The organism is Pseudomonas sp. D8002 (assembly GCF_013385695.1).
In the GTDB taxonomy this organism is placed as follows: domain Bacteria; phylum Pseudomonadota; class Gammaproteobacteria; order Pseudomonadales; family Pseudomonadaceae; genus Aquipseudomonas.
On record NZ_JACAPM010000026.1, the window covers coordinates 75,584 to 94,986 of the forward strand.

General features: G+C 60.8%; 20 protein-coding genes. 8 read left to right on the plus strand and 12 right to left on the minus strand.

What is annotated here, in order from left to right:
* Positions 1 to 57 precede the first annotated feature (57 nt).
* A complete protein-coding gene (locus tag HX807_RS15405) occupies positions 58 to 996 on the plus strand; it encodes a LysR family transcriptional regulator (protein WP_008437943.1) in 939 nt (312 codons plus the stop codon).
* A gap of 110 nt (positions 997 to 1,106) precedes the next feature.
* On the opposite strand, the gene HX807_RS15410 is transcribed toward HX807_RS15405, so the two are convergent.
* From HX807_RS15410 to HX807_RS15420, 3 genes are read right to left on the minus strand one after another with little or no spacing between them, the layout of a single operon-like run.
* On the minus strand, positions 1,107 to 1,649 hold the full coding sequence (locus HX807_RS15410) for a DUF2937 family protein (protein ID WP_177040339.1): 543 nt from the start codon (positions 1,647 to 1,649) through the stop codon (positions 1,107 to 1,109).
* A gap of 11 nt (positions 1,650 to 1,660) precedes the next feature.
* On the minus strand, positions 1,661 to 2,437 hold the full coding sequence (locus HX807_RS15415) for a class II glutamine amidotransferase (protein ID WP_003210683.1): 777 nt from the start codon (positions 2,435 to 2,437) through the stop codon (positions 1,661 to 1,663).
* A 30-nt stretch (positions 2,438 to 2,467) separates the two neighbouring features.
* Positions 2,468 to 3,016 (minus strand): hypothetical protein, encoded by a 549-nt coding sequence (locus tag HX807_RS15420; RefSeq protein WP_003210682.1) that lies wholly within the window; start codon positions 3,014 to 3,016, stop codon positions 2,468 to 2,470.
* 21 nt (positions 3,017 to 3,037) lie between these two features.
* On the opposite strand from HX807_RS15420, the gene HX807_RS15425 reads away from it, so the two are divergent.
* Positions 3,038 to 5,092: a S9 family peptidase gene (locus tag HX807_RS15425; RefSeq protein WP_134325909.1), complete on the plus strand. Its 2,055-nt coding sequence runs from the start codon at positions 3,038 to 3,040 to the stop codon at positions 5,090 to 5,092.
* An 82-nt stretch (positions 5,093 to 5,174) separates the two neighbouring features.
* The gene (locus HX807_RS15430) at positions 5,175 to 5,648 is read left to right on the plus strand and encodes a cyclic nucleotide-binding domain-containing protein (protein ID WP_003210680.1); all 474 of its coding nucleotides are present in this window, start codon (positions 5,175 to 5,177) and stop codon (positions 5,646 to 5,648) included.
* Here HX807_RS15430 and HX807_RS15435 read toward each other — a convergent pair.
* Positions 5,645 to 5,932, minus strand: coding sequence for a hypothetical protein (locus HX807_RS15435; protein WP_003210679.1), 288 nt, complete (start codon positions 5,930 to 5,932; stop codon positions 5,645 to 5,647). The genes HX807_RS15430 and HX807_RS15435 overlap by 4 nt on opposite strands.
* 78 nt (positions 5,933 to 6,010) lie before the next feature.
* Here HX807_RS15435 and HX807_RS15440 point away from each other — a divergent pair, with 78 nt between their 5' ends.
* Complete coding sequence (locus HX807_RS15440; protein WP_063032534.1) at positions 6,011 to 6,697, plus strand: spermidine synthase; 687 nt, start codon at positions 6,011 to 6,013, stop codon at positions 6,695 to 6,697.
* A 34-nt stretch (positions 6,698 to 6,731) separates the two neighbouring features.
* Here the strand turns inward: HX807_RS15440 and rarD are convergent, their stop codons facing one another.
* Positions 6,732 to 7,616, minus strand: a complete 885-nt coding sequence (rarD, locus tag HX807_RS15445) for an EamA family transporter RarD (protein WP_023659097.1) — start codon at positions 7,614 to 7,616, stop codon at positions 6,732 to 6,734.
* Between the two features lie 573 nt (positions 7,617 to 8,189).
* Positions 8,190 to 9,104, minus strand: coding sequence for a ParB/Srx family N-terminal domain-containing protein (locus HX807_RS15450; RefSeq protein WP_177050399.1), 915 nt, complete (start codon positions 9,102 to 9,104; stop codon positions 8,190 to 8,192).
* A 148-nt stretch (positions 9,105 to 9,252) separates the two neighbouring features.
* Here HX807_RS15450 and HX807_RS15455 point away from each other — a divergent pair, with 148 nt between their 5' ends.
* The 3 genes from HX807_RS15455 to HX807_RS15465 all read left to right on the plus strand — a co-directional run bounded on the left by HX807_RS15455 (position 9,253) and on the right by HX807_RS15465 (position 10,803).
* On the plus strand, positions 9,253 to 9,627 hold the full coding sequence (locus tag HX807_RS15455) for a YajD family HNH nuclease (RefSeq protein WP_003210675.1): 375 nt from the start codon (positions 9,253 to 9,255) through the stop codon (positions 9,625 to 9,627).
* 288 nt (positions 9,628 to 9,915) lie between these two features.
* Entirely contained in the window at positions 9,916 to 10,383 is a 468-nt protein-coding gene (locus HX807_RS15460) for an RNA methyltransferase (RefSeq protein WP_003210674.1), read from the plus strand.
* A gap of 69 nt (positions 10,384 to 10,452) precedes the next feature.
* Positions 10,453 to 10,803 carry a DUF2892 domain-containing protein gene (locus tag HX807_RS15465; protein WP_003210673.1) on the plus strand — a complete coding sequence of 117 codons (351 nt, stop codon included), beginning with the start codon at positions 10,453 to 10,455 and terminating at the stop codon, positions 10,801 to 10,803.
* A gap of 106 nt (positions 10,804 to 10,909) precedes the next feature.
* On the opposite strand, the gene HX807_RS15470 is transcribed toward HX807_RS15465, so the two are convergent.
* Both HX807_RS15470 and HX807_RS15475 read right to left on the minus strand, forming a co-directional pair.
* The gene (locus tag HX807_RS15470; RefSeq protein WP_087692570.1) at positions 10,910 to 12,148 is read right to left on the minus strand and encodes a hypothetical protein; all 1,239 of its coding nucleotides are present in this window, start codon (positions 12,146 to 12,148) and stop codon (positions 10,910 to 10,912) included.
* A 12-nt stretch (positions 12,149 to 12,160) separates the two neighbouring features.
* The gene (locus HX807_RS15475) at positions 12,161 to 12,610 is read right to left on the minus strand and encodes a YcgN family cysteine cluster protein (protein ID WP_003210671.1); all 450 of its coding nucleotides are present in this window, start codon (positions 12,608 to 12,610) and stop codon (positions 12,161 to 12,163) included.
* 153 nt (positions 12,611 to 12,763) lie between these two features.
* Here HX807_RS15475 and HX807_RS15480 point away from each other — a divergent pair, with 153 nt between their 5' ends.
* The gene (locus HX807_RS15480) at positions 12,764 to 13,363 is read left to right on the plus strand and encodes a nitroreductase family protein (RefSeq protein ID WP_008437924.1); all 600 of its coding nucleotides are present in this window, start codon (positions 12,764 to 12,766) and stop codon (positions 13,361 to 13,363) included.
* 80 nt (positions 13,364 to 13,443) lie between these two features.
* Here the strand turns inward: HX807_RS15480 and HX807_RS15485 are convergent, their stop codons facing one another.
* The 4 genes from HX807_RS15485 to rnd form a co-directional block, all read right to left on the minus strand.
* On the minus strand, positions 13,444 to 16,665 hold the full coding sequence (locus HX807_RS15485) for a hypothetical protein (RefSeq protein ID WP_256349487.1): 3,222 nt from the start codon (positions 16,663 to 16,665) through the stop codon (positions 13,444 to 13,446).
* Positions 16,666 to 16,874: 209 nt separating this feature from the next.
* Positions 16,875 to 17,807 (minus strand): D-2-hydroxyacid dehydrogenase, encoded by a 933-nt coding sequence (locus HX807_RS15490; protein WP_177050401.1) that lies wholly within the window; start codon positions 17,805 to 17,807, stop codon positions 16,875 to 16,877.
* A gap of 117 nt (positions 17,808 to 17,924) precedes the next feature.
* Entirely contained in the window at positions 17,925 to 18,218 is a 294-nt protein-coding gene (locus HX807_RS15495) for a YcgL domain-containing protein (RefSeq protein ID WP_003210667.1), read from the minus strand.
* A complete protein-coding gene (gene rnd / locus HX807_RS15500) occupies positions 18,215 to 19,348 on the minus strand; it encodes a ribonuclease D (protein WP_008437922.1) in 1,134 nt (377 codons plus the stop codon). The genes HX807_RS15495 and rnd overlap by 4 nt, the downstream gene beginning before the upstream one ends.
* Positions 19,349 to 19,403: the final 55 nt, after the last annotated feature.

Consider the following 19,403-nt stretch of genomic DNA (forward strand, 5'->3'; position numbering starts at 1 on the left):
GCGGCACGCTGCGTCCAACTAATAAAAAACAATCCATGCATAAGAAAAGTTGATCCCATGAATTTGAAGTTCCTCGAAACCTTCGTCTGGGTGGCCAAGCTCAAGAGCTTTCGCCTCACGGCAGAGAAGCTGTTCACCACCCAGGCCTCGATCTCCAGCCGCATCGCCGTGCTGGAAAGCGAGTTGGGGGTGAAGCTGTTCCTGCGCGATTCCCGAGGTGTGAGCCTGACGCCGGAAGGCTTGAAGGTGCTCGATTATGCCGAGCAGATGATGGCGACCATGCAAGGGCTCAAGCAGTCCCTGGAAACCACCAGCAGCAAGGTCGGGCGTATCCGCATCGGAGTGATGGACACGGTGATCCACACTTGGCTGAGCGCGCTGGTGGCAGAACTGACGGACAACTTTCCGCGGGTAGAAATCGAGTTGGTCGCCGATACCGCGCTGAACCTCAGCGATCAGTTGCAAAAAGGCTTTCTCGACCTGATCCTGCAAACCGACCTGCTGCGCCAGGAAACCTTGCGCAGCCTGGAACTGGCCAGCCACCCCATGGGCTGGATCGTCGCCAGCCACTCGATCTACAACCGCGACTACGCGTCCCTCGCCGAACTGGCCCAGGAGCGCATCATCACCTACTCGAAAAACTCCTGTCCGCACCAGGACGTGCTCAGCCTGATGCAGGCTAACGGCGTATCCGCCCCACGGATGAACTGTGTGAACTCGGTGTCAGCGATCACCCGCCTGCTGCGGGACGGGTTCGGGATTGGTGCGTTCCCGCCCGTATTGGTCAGTGAAGAGCTGGCACGAGGTGAATTGACCATGCTGCCCATGGAACAACGGCCGCCGAACCTGCAGGTGGTGGTGTCGTGGCGAGTGGGCGTGGAGTTGGTGGAGGAGATTGTGGCGCTGTGCCAGAGCGTGGTGCAGCAGTATGCGCAGAAGGTGGGCGAGGACTTGATGGTGTTGAGCAAACCCATGCCACTGAAGGAACCGATTTAAAACTGTGGGAGCGGGCTTGCGCGCGAATGCGGTGTGCCAGCCACCCCATATGTCACTGACGCACCGCATTCGCGAGCAAGCCCGCTCCCACAATTTGACCGCGTCAGCCTTTAAAGCCCCTTGAGGTCCCGCTCTTCAATCGGTCGGCTCTGGCGCAGGCGCTTGCCGCCCAACACCACCCAGTCGATCAGGCGGAACAGGCACTCGATGCCGAACGACAACAACATCGCCCCGCCCAGGCCCCAGCCCATGGCTTCCGGGGTCAGCAACAGCATGTAGCTGTAGCCGTTCCAGGTTTCCTGGCGAATCGCCGGGTCGGCGGCCACCGCCACTTGCAGCGCGCGGATGTACCACGGGCCCTGCATCGCCTGGAACTGCTTATCCAGCGCTGCCTGGCGGTCGAGCAAGGTGCCCAGGCTGTTGGCATCGCTGCGAAACACCGGGTCGTCACTGGCACGGTAATGGGCCACCAGCGCCTGCAAGTCACCGTTGAAGAACTGTTGCGCCGTGGCATCGAAGCCGCGCAAGCCGGTCTGGGCTTCGATCAAGTGGGCTTCGACGCGCTTGGCGTAGTCGCTGATAAACCCCGGCACCTGCACACCGACCAACAGCCCCACGGCAAACAACACCAGTCGCAAATAGCTGAGCAACATATTCGACGTCCTTATTCCGTTTTACCTTGGCTGACACATTCGCCGCGCCGCCACAGGCTCCACTGGCCCGGTTCGTAGCGGGTCCAGGTCTCGTTTTCGGTCAGGGGTTCGGTGGCAATTACCGTCACCACGTCATTGGGGGTGGTTTCGGCCTGAAAATCGACGATCACGTCGACATCTTTCAACCGTGCAGGGCCAAATGGCGCACGCCGGGTGATCTGTGCCAGTTTGGTCGAGCAATAGCAGAACAGCCAGTCACCGTCGCTGAGCAGGCAGTTGAACACGCCCTTGCTGCGGTATTCGCTGCAGGCGGCGATCAGGTCCGGCAGCACCTGTTCGATGTCCACCGGTTCCGGGAACGCTTCACGGACTCGGTTGAGCAAATCGCAGAACGCCGCTTCGCTGTCGGTATCGCCCACCGGGCGGTAGAACGTGGCGCGGGGGTTGAAGTCCGCCAGTTGACCGTTATGGGCAAAGCACCAGTTGCGGCCCCACAGTTCACGGACGAACGGATGGGTATTGGACAGGCACACCTTGCCCACATTGGCCTGGCGGATATGGCCAATCACCACTTCACTCTTGATGGGATAACGCTGCACCAGCAGCGCGACTTCCGATTCGCTGCTGGCCGCCGGGTCCTGGAACAACCGCAGGCCACGGCCCTCGTAGAAGGCGATGCCCCAACCGTCGCGGTGGGGCCCGGTACGTCCGCCGCGCTGCATCAGCCCGGTGAAGCTGAAGACGATATCGGTCGGTACGTTGGCACTCATGCCCAATAATTCACACATGCCAGGCTTCTCGATACAGGGCGTACAACGTTAAAGGCGCGGTTCGACCCGCATACCGCTGACAGGTGCCGGGCGACCGTAACGCTCATCGGCGAAGGGTTCGTCGTCATCCTCCGGCTCGGCAGCAGCGGCTGCCGCAGCGGCGGCCTTCTGCTCACGACGAACCCTGGCGGCACGCTCGATGGGCCAGCGGATCAGCACGAACACCAGGTACACGCCGAACGCGATCATGCAATACATGAACAGATCGGAGATCGCCCGCCAGGCGTTGTTGCCGACCTTGAGCACCAGGTCCAGGGCGGTGATGGCCACGGCCGGGGCGAACTGGGTCTTCACCGGGTCGACGATGGTCGGGCTGAACAGCAGCACCGCCACCAGCAACCGCAGTGGCTCGCGCAGCCAGCGCCACATCCAGCGGGTCATGGCAAACCACACCAACAGGCAACCCAGGGCTGCGAAGGCGTAGAGGCCCCAAGCGATCAGATAGTCGTTCTCGGTCATGGTGTCCATGGCAAGGTAGGCAAACAGGCCGCTATGATAACGGCTTTTCAGTGCCGAGGCTGCAATGCCGTCGGCCAACCGCCAGACAGAGAGTGATCCATGCCCCCATCGACCCACATCACTGCCGCCCCGATCGCCCGCAAGGCCCCAGGCACCGACCCGTATGCCTGGCTGCAAGCGCGTGACAGCGCCGAGGTGCTCGATTACCTCAAGGCGGAAAATGCCTGGCAAGAAGCACAATTGTCCGACCAGCAGGCGCTGCGCGAGACCCTGTTCGAGGAGATCAAGGGCCGCATCCTCGAAACCGACCTGTCCCTGCCCTCGCCCTGGGGCCCGTACCTGTATTACACCCGCACCACCGCCGGCGACGAATACGCCCGCCACTACCGCTGCCCGCGCCCGGCGGACGACAGCCAACAGGTCGACGAAAGCGCGGAAGAGCTGCTGCTGGATCCGAACGTACTGGCCAATGGCGGCTTTTTCTCCCTCGGCGCCTTCAGCATCAGCCCGGACCACCAGCGCCTGGCCTACAGCCTGGATACCAGCGGCGAAGAGATCTACACCCTCTATGTGAAGGAATTGGCCACCGGCAAGGTCAGCGAACTGGAGTTTGAAGACTGCGATGGCAGCATGACCTGGGCCAACGACAGCCTGACCCTGTTCTTCACCGAGCTGGACGACACCCATCGCCCGCACAAGCTGTATCGCTATCGCCTGGACGGCACTGCCGCCGAAGAAGTGTTCCACGAGCCTGACGGACGTTTCTTCCTGCACTGCTACCGCTCCAGCTCCGAGCGTCAATTGCTGCTGGCCCTGGGCAGCAAGACCACCAGCGAGATCTGGGCCCTGGACGCCGAAAAGCCGCAGCAGGCGTTTACCTGCATGGCGCCACGGGTCGAAGGCCATGAATATGACGTCGACCACGGCAAGCTGGACGACCAGTGGACCTGGTTTATCCGCAGCAACCGTGACGGCATCAACTTTGCGCTGTTCCAGGCGGCCGACACCGGCAGTGTGCCGACCCAGGACGACTGGCTGAACCTGATCCCCCACGACGACGCGGTAATGCTCGATGGCGTAAGCCTCAATGCCCGGGCCATGACCCTGAGCCTGCGGATCGGCGGCCTGCCGATCATCGAAGTGCACCCACAGGGGCAAGCCGCTTATCGCGTGGAGTTACCGGACGCGGCCTACAGCCTCTATGTGCAAAACAGCCTGGAATTTGCCAGCGACAAGATCCGCCTGCGCTATGAGGCCCTGAACCGCCCGGCCCAGGTTCGTCAGCTGGAACTGGCCGGCGGCGCACAACAAGTGCTCAAGGAAACCCCGGTGCTGGGCGTGTTCAACGCCGACGACTACGTCAGCCAACGCCTGTGGGCAACGTCGGCCGATGGCACTCAGGTGCCGATCAGTCTTGTCGTCCGACGCGACCAGTTGGGTAAGCCGACGCCCCTGTATCTGTACGGCTACGGCGCCTACGGCCACAGCCTCGACCCGTGGTTCTCCCACGCCCGCCTGAGCCTGCTGGACCGTGGCGTGGCCTTCGCCATTGCCCATGTACGCGGCGGCGGCGAACTGGGTGAGGCCTGGTATCGCGGCGGCAAGCAGGAGCACAAGCAAAACACCTTCAGCGACTTTATCGCCTGCGCCCAACACTTGATCGCCCAGGGCCTGACCACCTCCAAGCAACTGGCCATCAGCGGCGGCAGCGCCGGTGGCCTGTTGATCGGCGCGGTGCTCAATCAACGCCCGGAGCTGTTCCAGGCGGCGATTGCCGAAGTGCCGTTCGTCGATGTGCTCAACACCATGCTCGACCCCGAGTTGCCGCTGACCATCACCGAGTACGACGAATGGGGCAACCCGCAGGAGCCCGAGGTGTATGAGCGGATCAAGGCGTACGCACCGTACGAAAACGTCAGCGCCCAGGCCTATCCGGCCACGCTGGTGATCGCCGGCTACAACGACAGCCGCGTGCAGTATTGGGAAGCGGCGAAGTGGGTGGCCAAGCTGCGCGACACCAGGACCGACGACAACCTGTTGCTGCTCAAGACCGAGCTGGGCGCCGGCCACGGCGGCATGAGTGGTCGTTACCAGGGATTACGTGACGTAGCACTCGAATATGCATTTGTTTTCAAGGCGCTGGGGCTGATTTAAGGAACTCCGCCTGGCGGGCCGGTCTGAACACTTGACCGCCGGGCGCGCCCTGCACGATTTATGGACAAAGACTGTAAGCCTCATGCCAGAACCGACCTTACTCAATAACGAAATCCGCGACATGCTGATGGATTGCGGCCTGTTCGACCCGTTGCTGCCGGAAGACTTCCACGTAGCGGCGGGCTATTTCAACATCAGCAGCATCGCCCGCGATGAGGTGATTTTCCTCGAGGGCGACGCGGGCACCTTCATGTGCATCATTCACTCAGGCCAGGTGGCGGTGCAGAAGACCAACCATGCAGGCCAGCGCCTGACTATCGCCACCTTGCGCAGCGGGCGGACCTTTGGCGAGATGGCTGTGCTGGACGGCGAGCGCCGCTCCGCCAGCTGTGTGGCGGCCAGCGATTGCGTGCTGTTGAACCTGGGCAAGGATTCCCTGGAAAAGATGCTCAACGATGCACCGAAAATCGCGGCCAAGATCATTCGTGCGATTGCTATCGCCCTGTCCAGGCGCCTGCGCATGGCGGACGGGCAATTGCTGTCACAGCAGTTTTAGCCGCCTGGGGTCTTGGGCTTGATGTCGTTTTGCTGCAAGCCGGGGATCGTCTGGTCCTTCGGCGGCGCGGGCAGCACGATCGGCGCCAACAATGGCTCACCGCTGCCGGCCGCCTTTGGCGTTGCCGGTGGCGTGACTTGCGGGTAAGGCGTGGGCGTTGCAGTACCCGGTGAACCCGCCGTGGGCGCGGGGGTAATCGGCACGGTTTGCGACTCCTGAGCCTGGGCCACACCGCCAAGGGCGAGCGCGCTCCACACAATGACCGTTAGAATGCTGCACTTCATCGATGGCTCCATGGCCTGACCGTAAAGTCGTAAGGCTACTCCCAACCGCGCAAGAATGCCCTTCCCAATGAGATTTCCATGAAACGTTTCGTTCTGCTGGACACCACTCCGATCCCCGACAACGGCGGTGCCTTGTGCCTGTTCGAATACGGTGAGGATTTTGTCATCAAGATTCAGGGCGGTGACGGTGGCCAGTTGATGAACACGCGCATGCACGGTTCCGAGGATGCGCTGGCGGAGATTCCGTGCCGCAAAGTCGCCGGTCGGCCCGGCTCCAGGGTGTTGATTGGCGGCCTGGGCATGGGTTTTACCCTGGCGGCAGCGCTCAAGCATTTGGGCAAGACTGCCGAAGTGGTGGTTGCCGAGCTGGTGCCCGGCGTGGTCGAGTGGAATCGCGGGCCCCTGGGGGAAAAGTCCGGCCGCCCGCTGCTGGACCCGCGCACCGTGATCCGTATGGAAGACGTGGCCAAGGTGCTGCAGGCCGAGCCCCAGGGGTTTGACGCAATCATGCTGGACGTCGACAACGGCCCCGAAGGCCTGACGCAAAAAGCCAACAGCTGGCTGTATTCCGCCGGTGGCCTAAGCGCCTGCGCCAAGGCGCTACGGCCCAAGGGCGTGCTGGCGGTATGGTCGGCCAGCGCCGACAAGCAGTTCAGCGACAAACTGCGCAAGGCCGGCTTCAAGGCCGAGGAAGTGCAAGTGTTTGCCCATGGCAACAAGGGCACGCGGCATACCATCTGGATTGCCGAGAAACTCAAGGGCTGAAACAGCCGCCTGAATTCACTGCGCGGGTCGTAGGTCAGATCGACCGGCGCAGTCGATTCAAATGCCTCAAGCCTTCCAGCACCAACACCACCACCGCCAGCCAGATCGGCAGGTAGGTCATCCATTGGCCCGGTTTGAGAGCGTCTCCCAGCATCAGCGACACGGCCACCAGCAGCACCGGTTCTGCGTAACTGAGCAAACCGAACAGGCTGAACGGCAACAGCCGGCTGGCCAGGATGTAGGAATAACCCGCCGCCGCGCTGACCAACCCCATGAGTGGCACCAGCCAATAGAGCGCCGGGCGCTGCGCCAGGGTCTCGTTGATGGGCTCACTACCGAGGACGAACCACAGCGCGACCGGAATCATCAGCATCATGTCCAGCCACAGCCCGCCGAGGTTGTCGGTGCCACAACGCCTGCGCAGCACGAAATACAGCGGATAACCGACGCACACCACCAGGGTGGTCCAGGAGAACCCGCCCGTGCGATACAGCTCGTTGGCCACGCCCACCGCCGCCAGCGCTGCGGCAATTTTTTGCAGATGGGAAAGGCGTTCGCCGTAAACGATGCGCCCGGTGATGACCATGGTCAGCGGTAACAGGAAATAGCCCAGCGACACATCCAGGCCGTGGCCATTGAGGGGCGCCCACATGAATATCCACAACTGCACACCCACCAGGGCACTGGTGAGCACGACACAAGGCAGCAATGCGGGTTTCTCCCGCAGACGCTTGTAGATCAACGGCACCCACTTCCAATCCCCGGACAGGCACAACAGCAACGTCATGAAGGGCAACGAGATGAGCATTCGCCAGCCAAATATCTGCTGGCCATTCAAGGGTTCAAGAAGGGAGGTAAAGAAATACAGCACACCAAACAGGAAGGAAGCGGAAACCGCCAGAACAACGCCTTTAGACACAACAGCCTCTACAAAAAATTGCATGTATTCAATTGAAGCAGGCCGTTGCATTCACGCAGTGTGAATGTCAGTGAGATGAACATCAGAAGTTTATTAACGGGCACCATAAACTTACAACTTGCACGGGACACCTATCCCGAACCTTCAAGTTATAACAACAGGGTAACGCGTCGATCTTTTATTATTTGCACGACGATCATCAGACACTTCAACCACCCGACTTCGGTTATTGGAAGCAGTACGCTCTGGATGAGCGCTTCTGATTTGAAACGCCACAACGTCAACCACGGGGGTTGATATCGTGAAAGGAAAGCCCGGTTTGCGGGAAACTGACAGTCGCCAGGAAAGACCTGACGTATTGACTACCTGACGCCACCACAGAACACACTAACGGCAGTAGGCCAAGAGGCGCCACATTAAACAAACTGGCAAAGTTAGTCCAACACTTTATCACCCTGAAGCCAATTAAATGCCCCACGGCATTTAAATCGATATTTGCCGGATCTTTACTGTATATTAAGCCGTTATACGCCCGACAGAAACAGCACAAGGCCGCCCCTGCCGGTTCGTCACTTAGTTACTTCTACTGTCGATAACGTAGGGCACTTTCTTCTTGAACGTATCGTTCAGTTCTTTGCGGTCAAGTGACGTGAAGCCGCCCAACTGCCGGGCGCTGAAGCCGCTGTCCCCTACCGGTGCCTCGGGCGCCAGGCTGACCATGCGCTTGGCTACCGCCTCGATTGCCTTTTCATACCCGCCTTGCTTGTTCAGGTTGAACGCGCCGAGGTCAATCTGCGTGCGCAACCACCCTCCCCAGTAAAACTCCAGGAATTCCGGCACCACCTCACCAGAGGTCGGCTTGCCGTAGGACGCCTTGCGGGAGAAGTAAACCAGGCTGCGGAACATATCGTCGCCGAGGTCCTTGAAGCCCAGGTGTGCCGGAATTTGCTCAGGCGTGATGGTCTTGCCCTGGCCGTCCTTGAGCCAGACCTTGCGGCCCTGCTCCATGCGTTTCCAGAAAGTCGCCAGGTCGGGACTGTCGCTGAAGTTATCGGTGACCCGCACCCACATCTTCAGTTTGGCGCCGGCACCTGGCTGGTCCCACAAGGTACTGAACGAGTGGTGGCCGTCGGTGAGGTACAACTGGCCAGCGGGACCGACCACCACGGTTTTCATATCCGCCGGGTGAGCGCCTACCGGGTCTTTGCAGGTGAAGCTGCCCGGCTTATGCAGATCGGCATCTTCAGGCACCTTGTCGACACCGCCCTGGCCGTTGGTTTCACAGTATTCGTCGAACACTTTTTTGGGCGACTCGGCAAATACCCCCAGCTTGTAATGTATCTGATCAAAACCGATGACGGCCTGGGTCGGGTGGAGCTGCTCCAGCGCCACATCGATCACCTCGCCCGGCTGGGGCGTGGAAAACGCCTGGACCTGAACACTGATGGCGCACAACAGCAGCGCCCACAACCATGAATGCATCCGCATGAGTACCGCTCCTTATGAATTCAGTTCGTCGATACTACAAACAATCCCCCTCACCGGCATGACCGCGCCTGAAAAAGCCGGAGGTTTATTAGCCCGCAAGCAGCTAGAATCAACGCTATCCGTGATCCACTAAAAGACAGGAGCCATGATGAGCTCGACCAACCCGCCCTCCCACACCGCCAAGCTGGACCGCATCCTCGCCGATGCCCAGCGCGACCGGGAAATGGGCTACCGCGACAAAGCCCTGAAGATGTACCCCCACGTGTGTGGCCGCTGCGCCCGTGAATTCGCCGGCAAGCGCCTGAGCGAACTGACCGTGCACCACCGCAACCACAACCATGACGACAACCCCCAGGACGGCTCCAACTGGGAGTTGCTGTGCCTGTATTGCCACGACAACGAACACTCGCGTTATACCGACCAGCAGTATTTCGGCGAAGGCTCCACCAGCAGCCCGACGATCGCCAAGGCGACGCACAACCCGTTTGCGGCGTTGGCCGGGTTGATGAAGAAAGACGACTGAAGCGATGTAATGAACGACCTGCTGTGGGAGATGGCTCGCTGTGGAAGGAGGCTCGCAGTGGGAGAAGGCTTGTTGTGGCGAGGGAGCTTGCTCCCGCTGGGCTGCGTAGCGGCCCCACGTTTTTTGGGAGCGCTTCGCACTCCAGCGGGAGCAAGCTCCCTCGCCACAGCAAGCTCTTTTGTCACGGCAAGCTCCCTCGCCACAGTGTTGCAACACGTGCCGCTCAAACTGACCGCCTTTCGAGCAATCCCCGTATAATCGCGGTTTTTCTCGAAGGCACCCTTTCCCGTGGGCAATAAACGCTACAGCTGCATCGGTCTGTACAACCCCAAATCCCCCGAAAACGTCGGCTCGGTGATGCGCGCCGCCGGCTGCTACGGCGTGGCCTCGGTGTTCTACACCGGCAAGCGCTATGAGCGGGCCCGGGACTTTATTACCGACACCAAGAAGGTCCACCACGACATTCCGCTGATCGGTATCGACGACCTGAAAAAGATCCTGCCCCTGGGCTGCATCCCCGTCGCCGTCGAGCTGGTGGAAGGCGCCCGCCCTCTCCCCGAATACACCCATCCGGACCGTGCGCTGTATATCTTCGGTCCGGAAGACGGCTCCCTCGACAAAGAGATTCGCGACTGGTGTGAAGACGTGATCTACATCCCGACCACCGGTTGCATGAACCTCGCCGCCACCGTCAACGTGGTGCTTTACGACCGTCTGGCCAAGGGCAACAACACCCGTTCGGGCCCCAAATACTGATTTTTTGGGAACATCCGCGGCCTGTGTGCAGTCAGCTGCATATCAATCAGCCCTTGTTGGAGACAGATCATGAGCGACAGCAAAACCCTGCGACCCGTTATCCGGTCCACCCCGTTCGAGCCCCAACCCACGCAAAACGTCCAGGGCTGGGAACGCATCGGCTCCCTGGCTGGCGGTGTGGTGATGATGGGCAAAGGCCTGCGCCGTGGCGGCTTTTTCGGTTTGATCCAGGTGGCGATTGGCGGCGTAGCGCTGGCACGCGGGATCAGCGGGCATAGCTCGGCGAAAGAGTTGCTGGAGCGCAGCCGCCAGGAAATGAACAGCGTGCGAACCAAGATCGAACGCGCCGGTGAGGAACTGAAAAACCTCAAGACCAAGGCTGAAGTGGCGGCTGAAAACGCCAGCAAAACTGTGGGTTAACCCCGATCAAAAGTGGGAGCGGGCTTGCTCGCGAAAGCGGAGTGTCAGTCACTGACTGTGTTTCTGATACACCGCTTTCGCGAGCAAGCCCGCTCCCACCTTGGTTTCAGTGCAGCAGTTTGGTATCGAGTACTACCGACGACTCGCCAATAATGCTCTCCCCCAGCTGCACGAATTCCTTTGTGCTGATGCTGTTCAAGCGCATCACCGCCTGGGTCAAATCATCCAGCGAACGCTTGTTGTGGGTTTTCACACGAATCTCGCGGTCCAGCTCCTGCAACAACACCACCGCTCGTGAGACGGTCGCGCTACTGGCGTGCTCGACCCGCAGAGTGGTCACGTCCTTGCCTTCGCTGGCCAGCCGGGCCTGCAGGGCGGCATAACGATCGTCGCTGATCCCCCCTGCGCGGCGCATCAGCTCAATGGCGTAGTACTGCGCCAAGCCCTCGCTGATCCAATCGCTGCCCTGGTGGTCGTTGAAGCGGCCGATAGCCTGCACCACTTCACGGATCAACGGGCTGCTACCGTTCTCGCTGACCAACGGCGTTCGGCTGTTGAGGTAAATCGAGTCCCGCGCCGAATACGCACCGCGCCTCATCGGGTCACTGGCGCCCACCACCAGCAATTTCGCCGGGTGCCGTGGGAATGCCGCTTGCACTTGCGGCCAGACAAACGTCAGCAAGGTCAGCACATCCATGCGATGCATGCCTTGCCCTTTGGGCGACGCCACGGTGATTTCGGTTTCCCCCAGGCGCATCCTGCGACTGCCCAGCGTACCCGCGAGCATCCAGCCGGTGGGCCGGTCAAACAGGCGGGAAACGTTATCGATGCGGAATTTGTTCTTGCCGATGCGCGGCCAGGACGTCTCGACGCTTTTCCAGCCGGCAGGCAGTTCAAACACCAGGCGCGACACCAGTTCAATGCCGTCCTGTTGATCCAGACGTGCAGTGGGCACCAGGTCCTCGCCGCGAAACAGCGCCCAACTCGGCGTCATCCGCGCTTCATAGACGCCTTTCTTGCGCGCGTGGGTGAGGCGTACACGGTAGGTCAGGCTGGCCTTGTCGGCACTCGGTTGCCACAGGCCGCGGCTGTCACCCGGGGTATTGCCCGGCAACACTTGCCACTGGCCATCGGCCTTGAAGTCGCTGTAGTCGCCGTCGCGGCCCAGGTCGAAGTTGAGGCTGCGCACCGCCGAGCCTTGGGACAGGCTCAGGCGCACTTCTGCCTGATCACTTTGGGGCAACAGCTTGACGTGATAGTCCAGGTCAACTTTCTTCGCCGCCCACGCCGGCGCACTCAATACCAACAACAGCAGGCTCGCCGCCAGCCTGGCTCCAACCGTCATACACACTCCTTCTCAGCCTGCACGAAAAATCAGGTAATCCTCCCAGTCATCCTCGGGCACGCTGCCTTCGCTGAGCATGCGCCCGGACTGGGAAATGCGTTCCTGGTGCACAGCGTCGCGATCGCCGCAGACCAGGTGGTGCCACAGCGGCAAATCCTTGCGCTCGCTGACCAGCCGGTAACCGCAGGTGGGCGGCAGCCATTTGAACTGGTCGGCCTGGCCCGGAGTGAGCTGGATGCAATCGGGCACCGAGGCGCGACGGTTGGGGTAATCGGTGCACTGGCAGGTTTTCAGGTCCAGCAGTTTGCAGGCGATGCGCGTGTAGTAGACGCTGTTGTCGTCTTCATCCTCGAGCTTTTGCAGGCAGCACAGGCCGCAGCCGTCGCACAACGACTCCCACTCGTCCTGGTCGAGTTGTTCGAGGGTTTTGCGGATCCAGAAAGGTTCGACTTTGGCGGCCATGGCTCTACATCAATATCGGTATGTTAAAAGGCCGCCAGTCTAGTGCCCATGGCCCCCGGGGCCAAGCGCTTACGACTGTCGGTAGAACAAGACTTGTCAGCCACCCGGCGGCGAAGTAGTTTTGAACCCCGGTTTTTCATCAGGATCAGCCCAATGAGCAGCAACCCACGCGTCGCCGACTATCCGATCCACCCACAATTCACCGACCGCTGGTCGCCGCGCGCCTTCACCGGCGAAAGCATCCCGGTGGACACCCTGTTGAGCTTCTTCGAAGCCGCGCGCTGGTCACCTTCGGCCTACAACTCGCAGCCATGGCGTTTTCTCTATGCGCGCCGCGACACGCCGAACTGGGAACGTTTCCTGGGCCTGCTGAACGAATTCAACCGTGGCTGGGCACAGCATGCCTCAGCCCTGGTGATCGTCGCGTCGAAGACGACTTTTGCCGTGCCTGGTGCCACCGAAGAAACCCCGGCCCTGTGGCACACCTTTGACACCGGCTCGGCCTGGGGCCACCTGGCGCTGCAAGCCAGCCTCAGCGGCTGGCACACCCACGGCATGGCCGGTTTCGACCAGGAACTGACCCGCAAGGAACTGAAGATTCCTGAAGGTTACGCCCTGCACGCTGCGGTGGCGATTGGCAAGCTCGGCGACAAATCGACCCTGGCCGACTACCTGCAAGCCCGGGAAACCCCGAGCCCGCGTCGTCCATTGAACGAGCTGGTGTCCGAAGGCGACTTCAACCACCAGGACTGAACACGCTCTGGCAGTCGTTGACGGTCACGTCAAAACCCTGCTGCTGCGATCACAGCAGGGTACACCCGCCACAAGTGCAGCTACGCCTTGGCGATCAGCGCGTAATAGGCCCTGCGCAGCTCGTCTCGATCACGCTTGTACATATTGGCGAGAAACGGTGTCATGTCTTCAAGACCGTTTGCGTTCAAGTCCACTGGATAGATTTTATTATCCCTCGCTGAATACAGGAAATTACTTAAATGCAGATCGTTGTGGTAAAGATTTTTCTGTTCCATGCGCCGAAATGCGTCATCCAGTAAAAGCCTGGCCTCTGGGGGCAAACTTCCCCTTGCCAGGGTATTTACATCCACCCCGTCCAGCTTGCCCATTTTCAAATAACGGCGACCATTTTCAAATATCGTGGTTGCAAAGCCGTCACCGTAATAGCTGTTCAGGCACAGGGTCTCGTTATCGACAAAGTCGTCGGCAGAAGTCATGGATGAAGGGCCATAGTCCTTATAGACACTTTTCCCGTCGAGACTGTCGTAGATCGTCCCCTCACCGCCCCCGCCAATTTCCGGCCCCAGGTCTGATGCCACAGAAGGCGGGTTACCGCCGCGTGCCCCCAGGCGCTGCCATTGGTCCCCCTGCAGGTGCTGCACCAGCAGCGGCGTTTGCCGGTTGTTGTGATAAATCTGCGCCTGTACGGCACCGTCGGCGGTGCGAGTCACTTGCCGCACTTCGTAGACCGCAGTGTTGCCGGCAGTATCGGTATGGCGGATGTGGGACAAGTGACCGTCCGCCGCCACATAGATCCCCTGACTGTTGCGCGCAAGCCCGGCTATTTTCGATTCGGCCACGCTGTAGTCGCCAAGCAACCGGTTGTTCAGGGCGCTGCCCGGCTCGGCAGGCGTGGTGATGATCGCCCCATCCATCGCACTCGTTTTTGCGGTGAAGCCTTCAAGAGGGCTGCCGTAAGGCCGCATCCTGTCCACATCAAACGCATACCATCGACCGTTCTGGAGTACCGCGCCTCCATCAACGCTTTGCCCGGCGACCTTGAAGGTACCCGTCGCTGCTGCGTCATAGTGTTTACTGGCAGCCTTCAACAGGTCATAGCTGCCGCTCGCGCCCCTGAGCTTGTTGACCACCTCTGCACCCGTGGCGCGTACAAAGTTGGCGCCTTTGCCCAGCAATCGGGCACCGCCCGCGACCAGTTCGCTGAAGCCATCCAATGGGTTGAATGCTTGAATGGCAGCCACACCGATGACTTTTGCCACTTGAATGGCCTTGGCGGCGGCGCTCGCGACCTTGGCTCCCGCCTTCGTGACTTTCGCCGCCACACCCGCGCCCGCCGTGACGAAACCAAAGACATCCAGCGCCAGGTCACTGGCCCCTTCCAGGTGGTTGCCCCTGGAAAAATTCGCGATGGCTGACCTGAGCGGAATCAGGTCAAGAAAAAAGTGGGTGACGTTCCACTCGGTTGCCATTTGTTTATCGAACGAGGTGACACCCCGGGCATAGGTTTTTATGTCATCACTGTCGAGATCAAGATGCTCAACAAAGGCATCGGCGATGTGCTGGGTTCGCGCACTGGAAAAACTGGGGGGCGGCGTTGACAAGCCGTCCTGGCTCTTTTGGCCAAGGGCAGCCTCGCTCACGGTCTTGGGCTTGAAGGGCTCCGTCTTGAACTCCTTGTTGGCCTGCCGCTCACGTTTTGTTGTTAACTCCGAGGCCGGCACCGACTTGATTGCACCTGCGTTCAAATCAATTTCATAAACGGTGTTGCCATTCCTTCCGGTGGCCTTGACCCACAGTTTGTTTTCCGCGCCCTGCCGTTTTTTCGAGATGAAGTCGAGGCCCAGTTCATAAGTGTTTTTCCTGATTGCCTCGGCAATGCTCGAGTCCCTGGTTTCCCATGGGTATTGGCCAAGTCCGCTCATGGCGATGTCCAACAACGAGAAAAGCCCGCCGGGCGCCCGGTTCGGATCATAAAGTGGTTGGGCTGACGGTTGTTTCGAGTCAACGACCTTCAGTCGTTTCTCTTCAAAAGGTACGTGTTCGCCAAACCGCTCCTTCAAATGGGCCAACGCAATGTCTTTACGGCTTGGAATCTCGGCTTCCAACAAACCGGTAGCCGCAAGCGTCGACTTCAGTTGTGCGTTGAATGCCGTCCTTGCACGGTCTATCTCATCGTCGCTGTAACGATCACCTGGCTGGCATGTGACGATCCCGTTGACCACGGCCCAGTCCACCAATGCCGCCTTTTGTGCATGTTCGGCGGCGGCTCGATTCGTCAGGATCGCGTTTTCCGCGCTGGACATGACTTGGGCAAAGGTCATGTGCGCCACCTTTCCGGGGAACTGCGCCTCTATGGCCGCCGCTGCGACCGCGAGGCTTACCCAGGCAGGGCTGCCGTAGGTCACGCGGTCGGGGATGTCCTTGATCAAAAACTCGGGCGCCTTTCGTGCCAGTAACAAATAGGCGCCGGCCTTGGCCATCTCGGGACTGGTCTGGTGATTTTCGTGCAGGAAAGTGCTCAGGCGCTCGAGCACTGCCGAAGCCGGCCTGCCCCAGTGGGCGTGTTGCGCGAGGTCGAAACCTGCCACACGGTTACGGTGCGGCGCCGTAATGGACTCGGGATCCAGCAGCAGGTGGATTGCGCTCAGTGCGTATTCGTTCACGCTGGCATCGGTGGCGACGCCCCCGAGCTGATCCCGGATGGCTTGCCCCAGTGCCTGCCCGCGGGTGGAGCTGACGAGGGTTTCGAGTGCCTTGGCAGGATCAGCCAATGCCTCGCCCGACAACGGCTGGTTCGCGTTCAGATATTCCAGTACACCCACGCTTGCGCCGATGTGTGGTGCATTGGGGTTCTGGCTGCCATGGTCGGTAGCCGCCGCCAGTACCCTGCGCTGTTCAGCGGCGCTCATGGGAACAGGCCAGGACAACCCGCCGCCAAAATTGCCGAGCGGATGCTCCAGTGCCCTGTCACTCACCGCATGGGCATGACCGGTCAGCTGAAAATGATTGGTGGGCAACCCCAAGCCGATACTTCCGAGAAAGGTCTCTACCGTCGCCGCTTTACCCGCCTGGGTCGGGTAGGACGAGTCGGGGTGTATTTGCATCGGTGTCGTTTGCAGCGCGGCCAGCACCGCTTGAGGGCTGGCATTCACGCCAAGACGGCTGGCGATTTCGTTGAGCTTCTGGCCCAGTGTCCGCAGATTCTCGCGGTCGCCCAACGCCGCGGTGAGACCGGATTGCCGGGGGACTGGGGCGAGGGCCTGCGTATCGCGATCGGCCGTAGCACCCAGAGCAGAGGGCAATAGAGGGAGCGCCGCCGGCTCGGTAGAAAGCAGGGAAAGTTGCGGAGTTACCCGTGGAGGGAGAGACACAGTGCCAGCATTCAACATGAGAATGTACCCATCTGGAGAGGGGTACGAGCCTCACATACGGCCTGCGAAACGAACATCTGATTAGTGTTTGCAGAAATTTGTAAGCGCCCGGCAACACGCGTTGCCGGGCCTTCGCGCTGTCAGTAACCGCGCTCGAAACTCACTTCGCCGCGCAACGTTTCCTGCGCCTGGTACGCGCGCAAATTCTCGACAAATAATTGCACCATCATCCCCGGCGAAGTCGGCGCCGAGCTGTGGCCGGTCAACAGCAAGCCCCAGGCAGTCCAGAACGGATGGCGCTGTGGCAATGGCTCCTGACGGCAAACGTCGATCACCGCGCCGGCCAGATGACCTTCCTTCAACGCTTCCACCAGGTCTGCATCGACCACCGCCACGCCGCGCCCGGCGTTGATAAACAACCCGGTCGGCTTGAACTGCTTGAACAGCGCAGCATTGTACAAATCATGGGTGTTCGGTGTGTTGGGCAGCAGGTTGACCACGTAGTCCACCTCACCCACCAGGCGCGGCAACGCCTCGAGCCCGGCAACTTCGACAAACGGCGCCTGCTCACGGGCCTCACTGGCAATGCCGTACAGCTCAACGCCAAACGGCTGCAGGAATTGCGCAACGCTGCGGCCGATATCACCGGTACCGACGATCAGCACTTTGCGCCCCGCCAGGCTCTGGCCCATGCGGTTATCCCACTTGCGCTCGACCTGGCTGACCAGCCGCGCCAGCACTTCACGCTCATGGCCAAGCATGTAAGTCAGCACGTATTCGGCCATCACCTGGCCAAAAATGCCCACGGCGCGGGTCAGGCGGTAATCCCGCGGCAGGCCGTCGGCCAGCAGCGGCGTAATGCCGGCCCAGGTGGATTGCAGCCATTGTGGCTGGTGCCCCTGGCGCAGCAAGGTGGCCAGAAGATCCGGCTGGCCCAGCCACACCGGGCAATCGGCCGCCAGGCGCGACAATTCGGCGGAGTCGCCGCTGGTCATGACCTCAAGGTCCGGCGCCGCTTCGCGCAGCAGCCGGGCGTACAGCGGGTGATCGTGTTCAGCAATCAGAACGCGCATGGTTCAAACCTTTCAAAAACACTGCAGGCGGCCGCCGGTCCAGTTCACTGTACCGTGCGGCCGCCGCCAAAAATTGAATTCCATTGATGAATGTGCCCCGGACGGGGCACTGACCGATCACATCGGGTCATTGCGTCGCAGCAGCTCTTCGGGCAAGTGTTCGATGTACTCGTCCTCGGCCGGCGGCATTTGCAGGTGGTAACCCTGCTTTTCGAGGTTCTCCAGAACCACGGTGATGTCCTCGCGGGACAGCTTGCGCTCCGGGCTCAGCACCAGGTCGAAGGCGTGGTGCGGCTTGCCGAAGGCGGCCAGCAGACTTTCCGGCACGCGCTCCAGTGCATCGCTTTTCAGCACGTAGAGGTACATCTCGTTTCGTTTGAGGCTGCGATAGATGGAGCAGATACGTTTCAAGGCTGTTCTCCGGCAGTGGCCAGGCTGTCCAGCAGCGCCTGGCCCATCAGTTCGCGGCGCCAGCCACGCAGCGAATCTGGCAATTGGTAAGGCCCCTCGGGGTAGCCGCTCTTGACCAGGGCTTCAAGGGTTTTCTTGCGCAGCATCAGTTCCGGCGCCATGTCCAGGCGTTCGGCCTCGGCCTGGCCCAGGGCGCGCAGTTGCTTGATCAGCGTGGCGGCGTCCACCGGCAATGGCTCGGCAACCGCCGGTGGCCACTGGTCCATGGGCACGCTGCCGGCGCGCTTGATCAGGCCCAGCAGAAACTCGCCGTCCTGGCGCACGGTGCGCGGGTGCATGTCTTCGATCTTGCCCAGCGCGGCGAGGTTATCCGGCTGGGATTTGGCCAGGGGCCATAACGAGTGCTCACGGATGATCCGGTTGCGCGGCAGGTCACGGGCACGGGCTTGCTGTTCGCGCCAGGCGCACAGTTCGCGCAATACGGCGAGCTGGGCACGGGAGAGTTTCCAGGCGAGCTTGGCGTCGCGATAAACCTCGTACGGGTCGACTTCGCGGCGCAGGTTGGCCACCAGTTCGGCACCGTCTTCCAGGACCCAGGCGTATTTGTCGTCGGAAAGCTTCGGGCGCAGGCGTGTGTAGACTTCTGCCAGGTGCACCGCGTCTTCGGCGGCGTAGCTGATTTGCGTCTCGGACAATGGCCGCTGCAACCAGTCGGAGCGGGTCTCGCCCTTGGGCAACTCGATATCGAGGACGGCTTGCACCAACCGCGAATAGCCCATGGAGAAACCGAGGTTCAGGTAGGCCGCCGCCAGTTGCGTGTCGAACAACGGCACCGGCAGGCTGCCGGTCAGGCGCAGCAACACTTCCAGGTCTTCGCTGCACGCGTGTACCACCTTGATCACCGCCGGGTTCTCCAGCAAGGCGGCCAGGGGTTGCCAGTTGTCGATGGTCAGGGGGTCGATCAGGTAAGCGCGCGCGCCATCACCGATCTGGATCAGCCCGGCTATGGGATAAAAAGTGTCGACCCGCATGAATTCGGTGTCGAGGGCGACGAATGGCAACTGCTGCCATTCGGCGCAGTGCTGGCCGAGGCTATCGTTGTCGCAGATCCAGTGAATATCGATGGCCACACGGCTCTCCCTTGAAGAATGGCGCGCAGTATATATCGCGAAAGGGAGTTGCGAG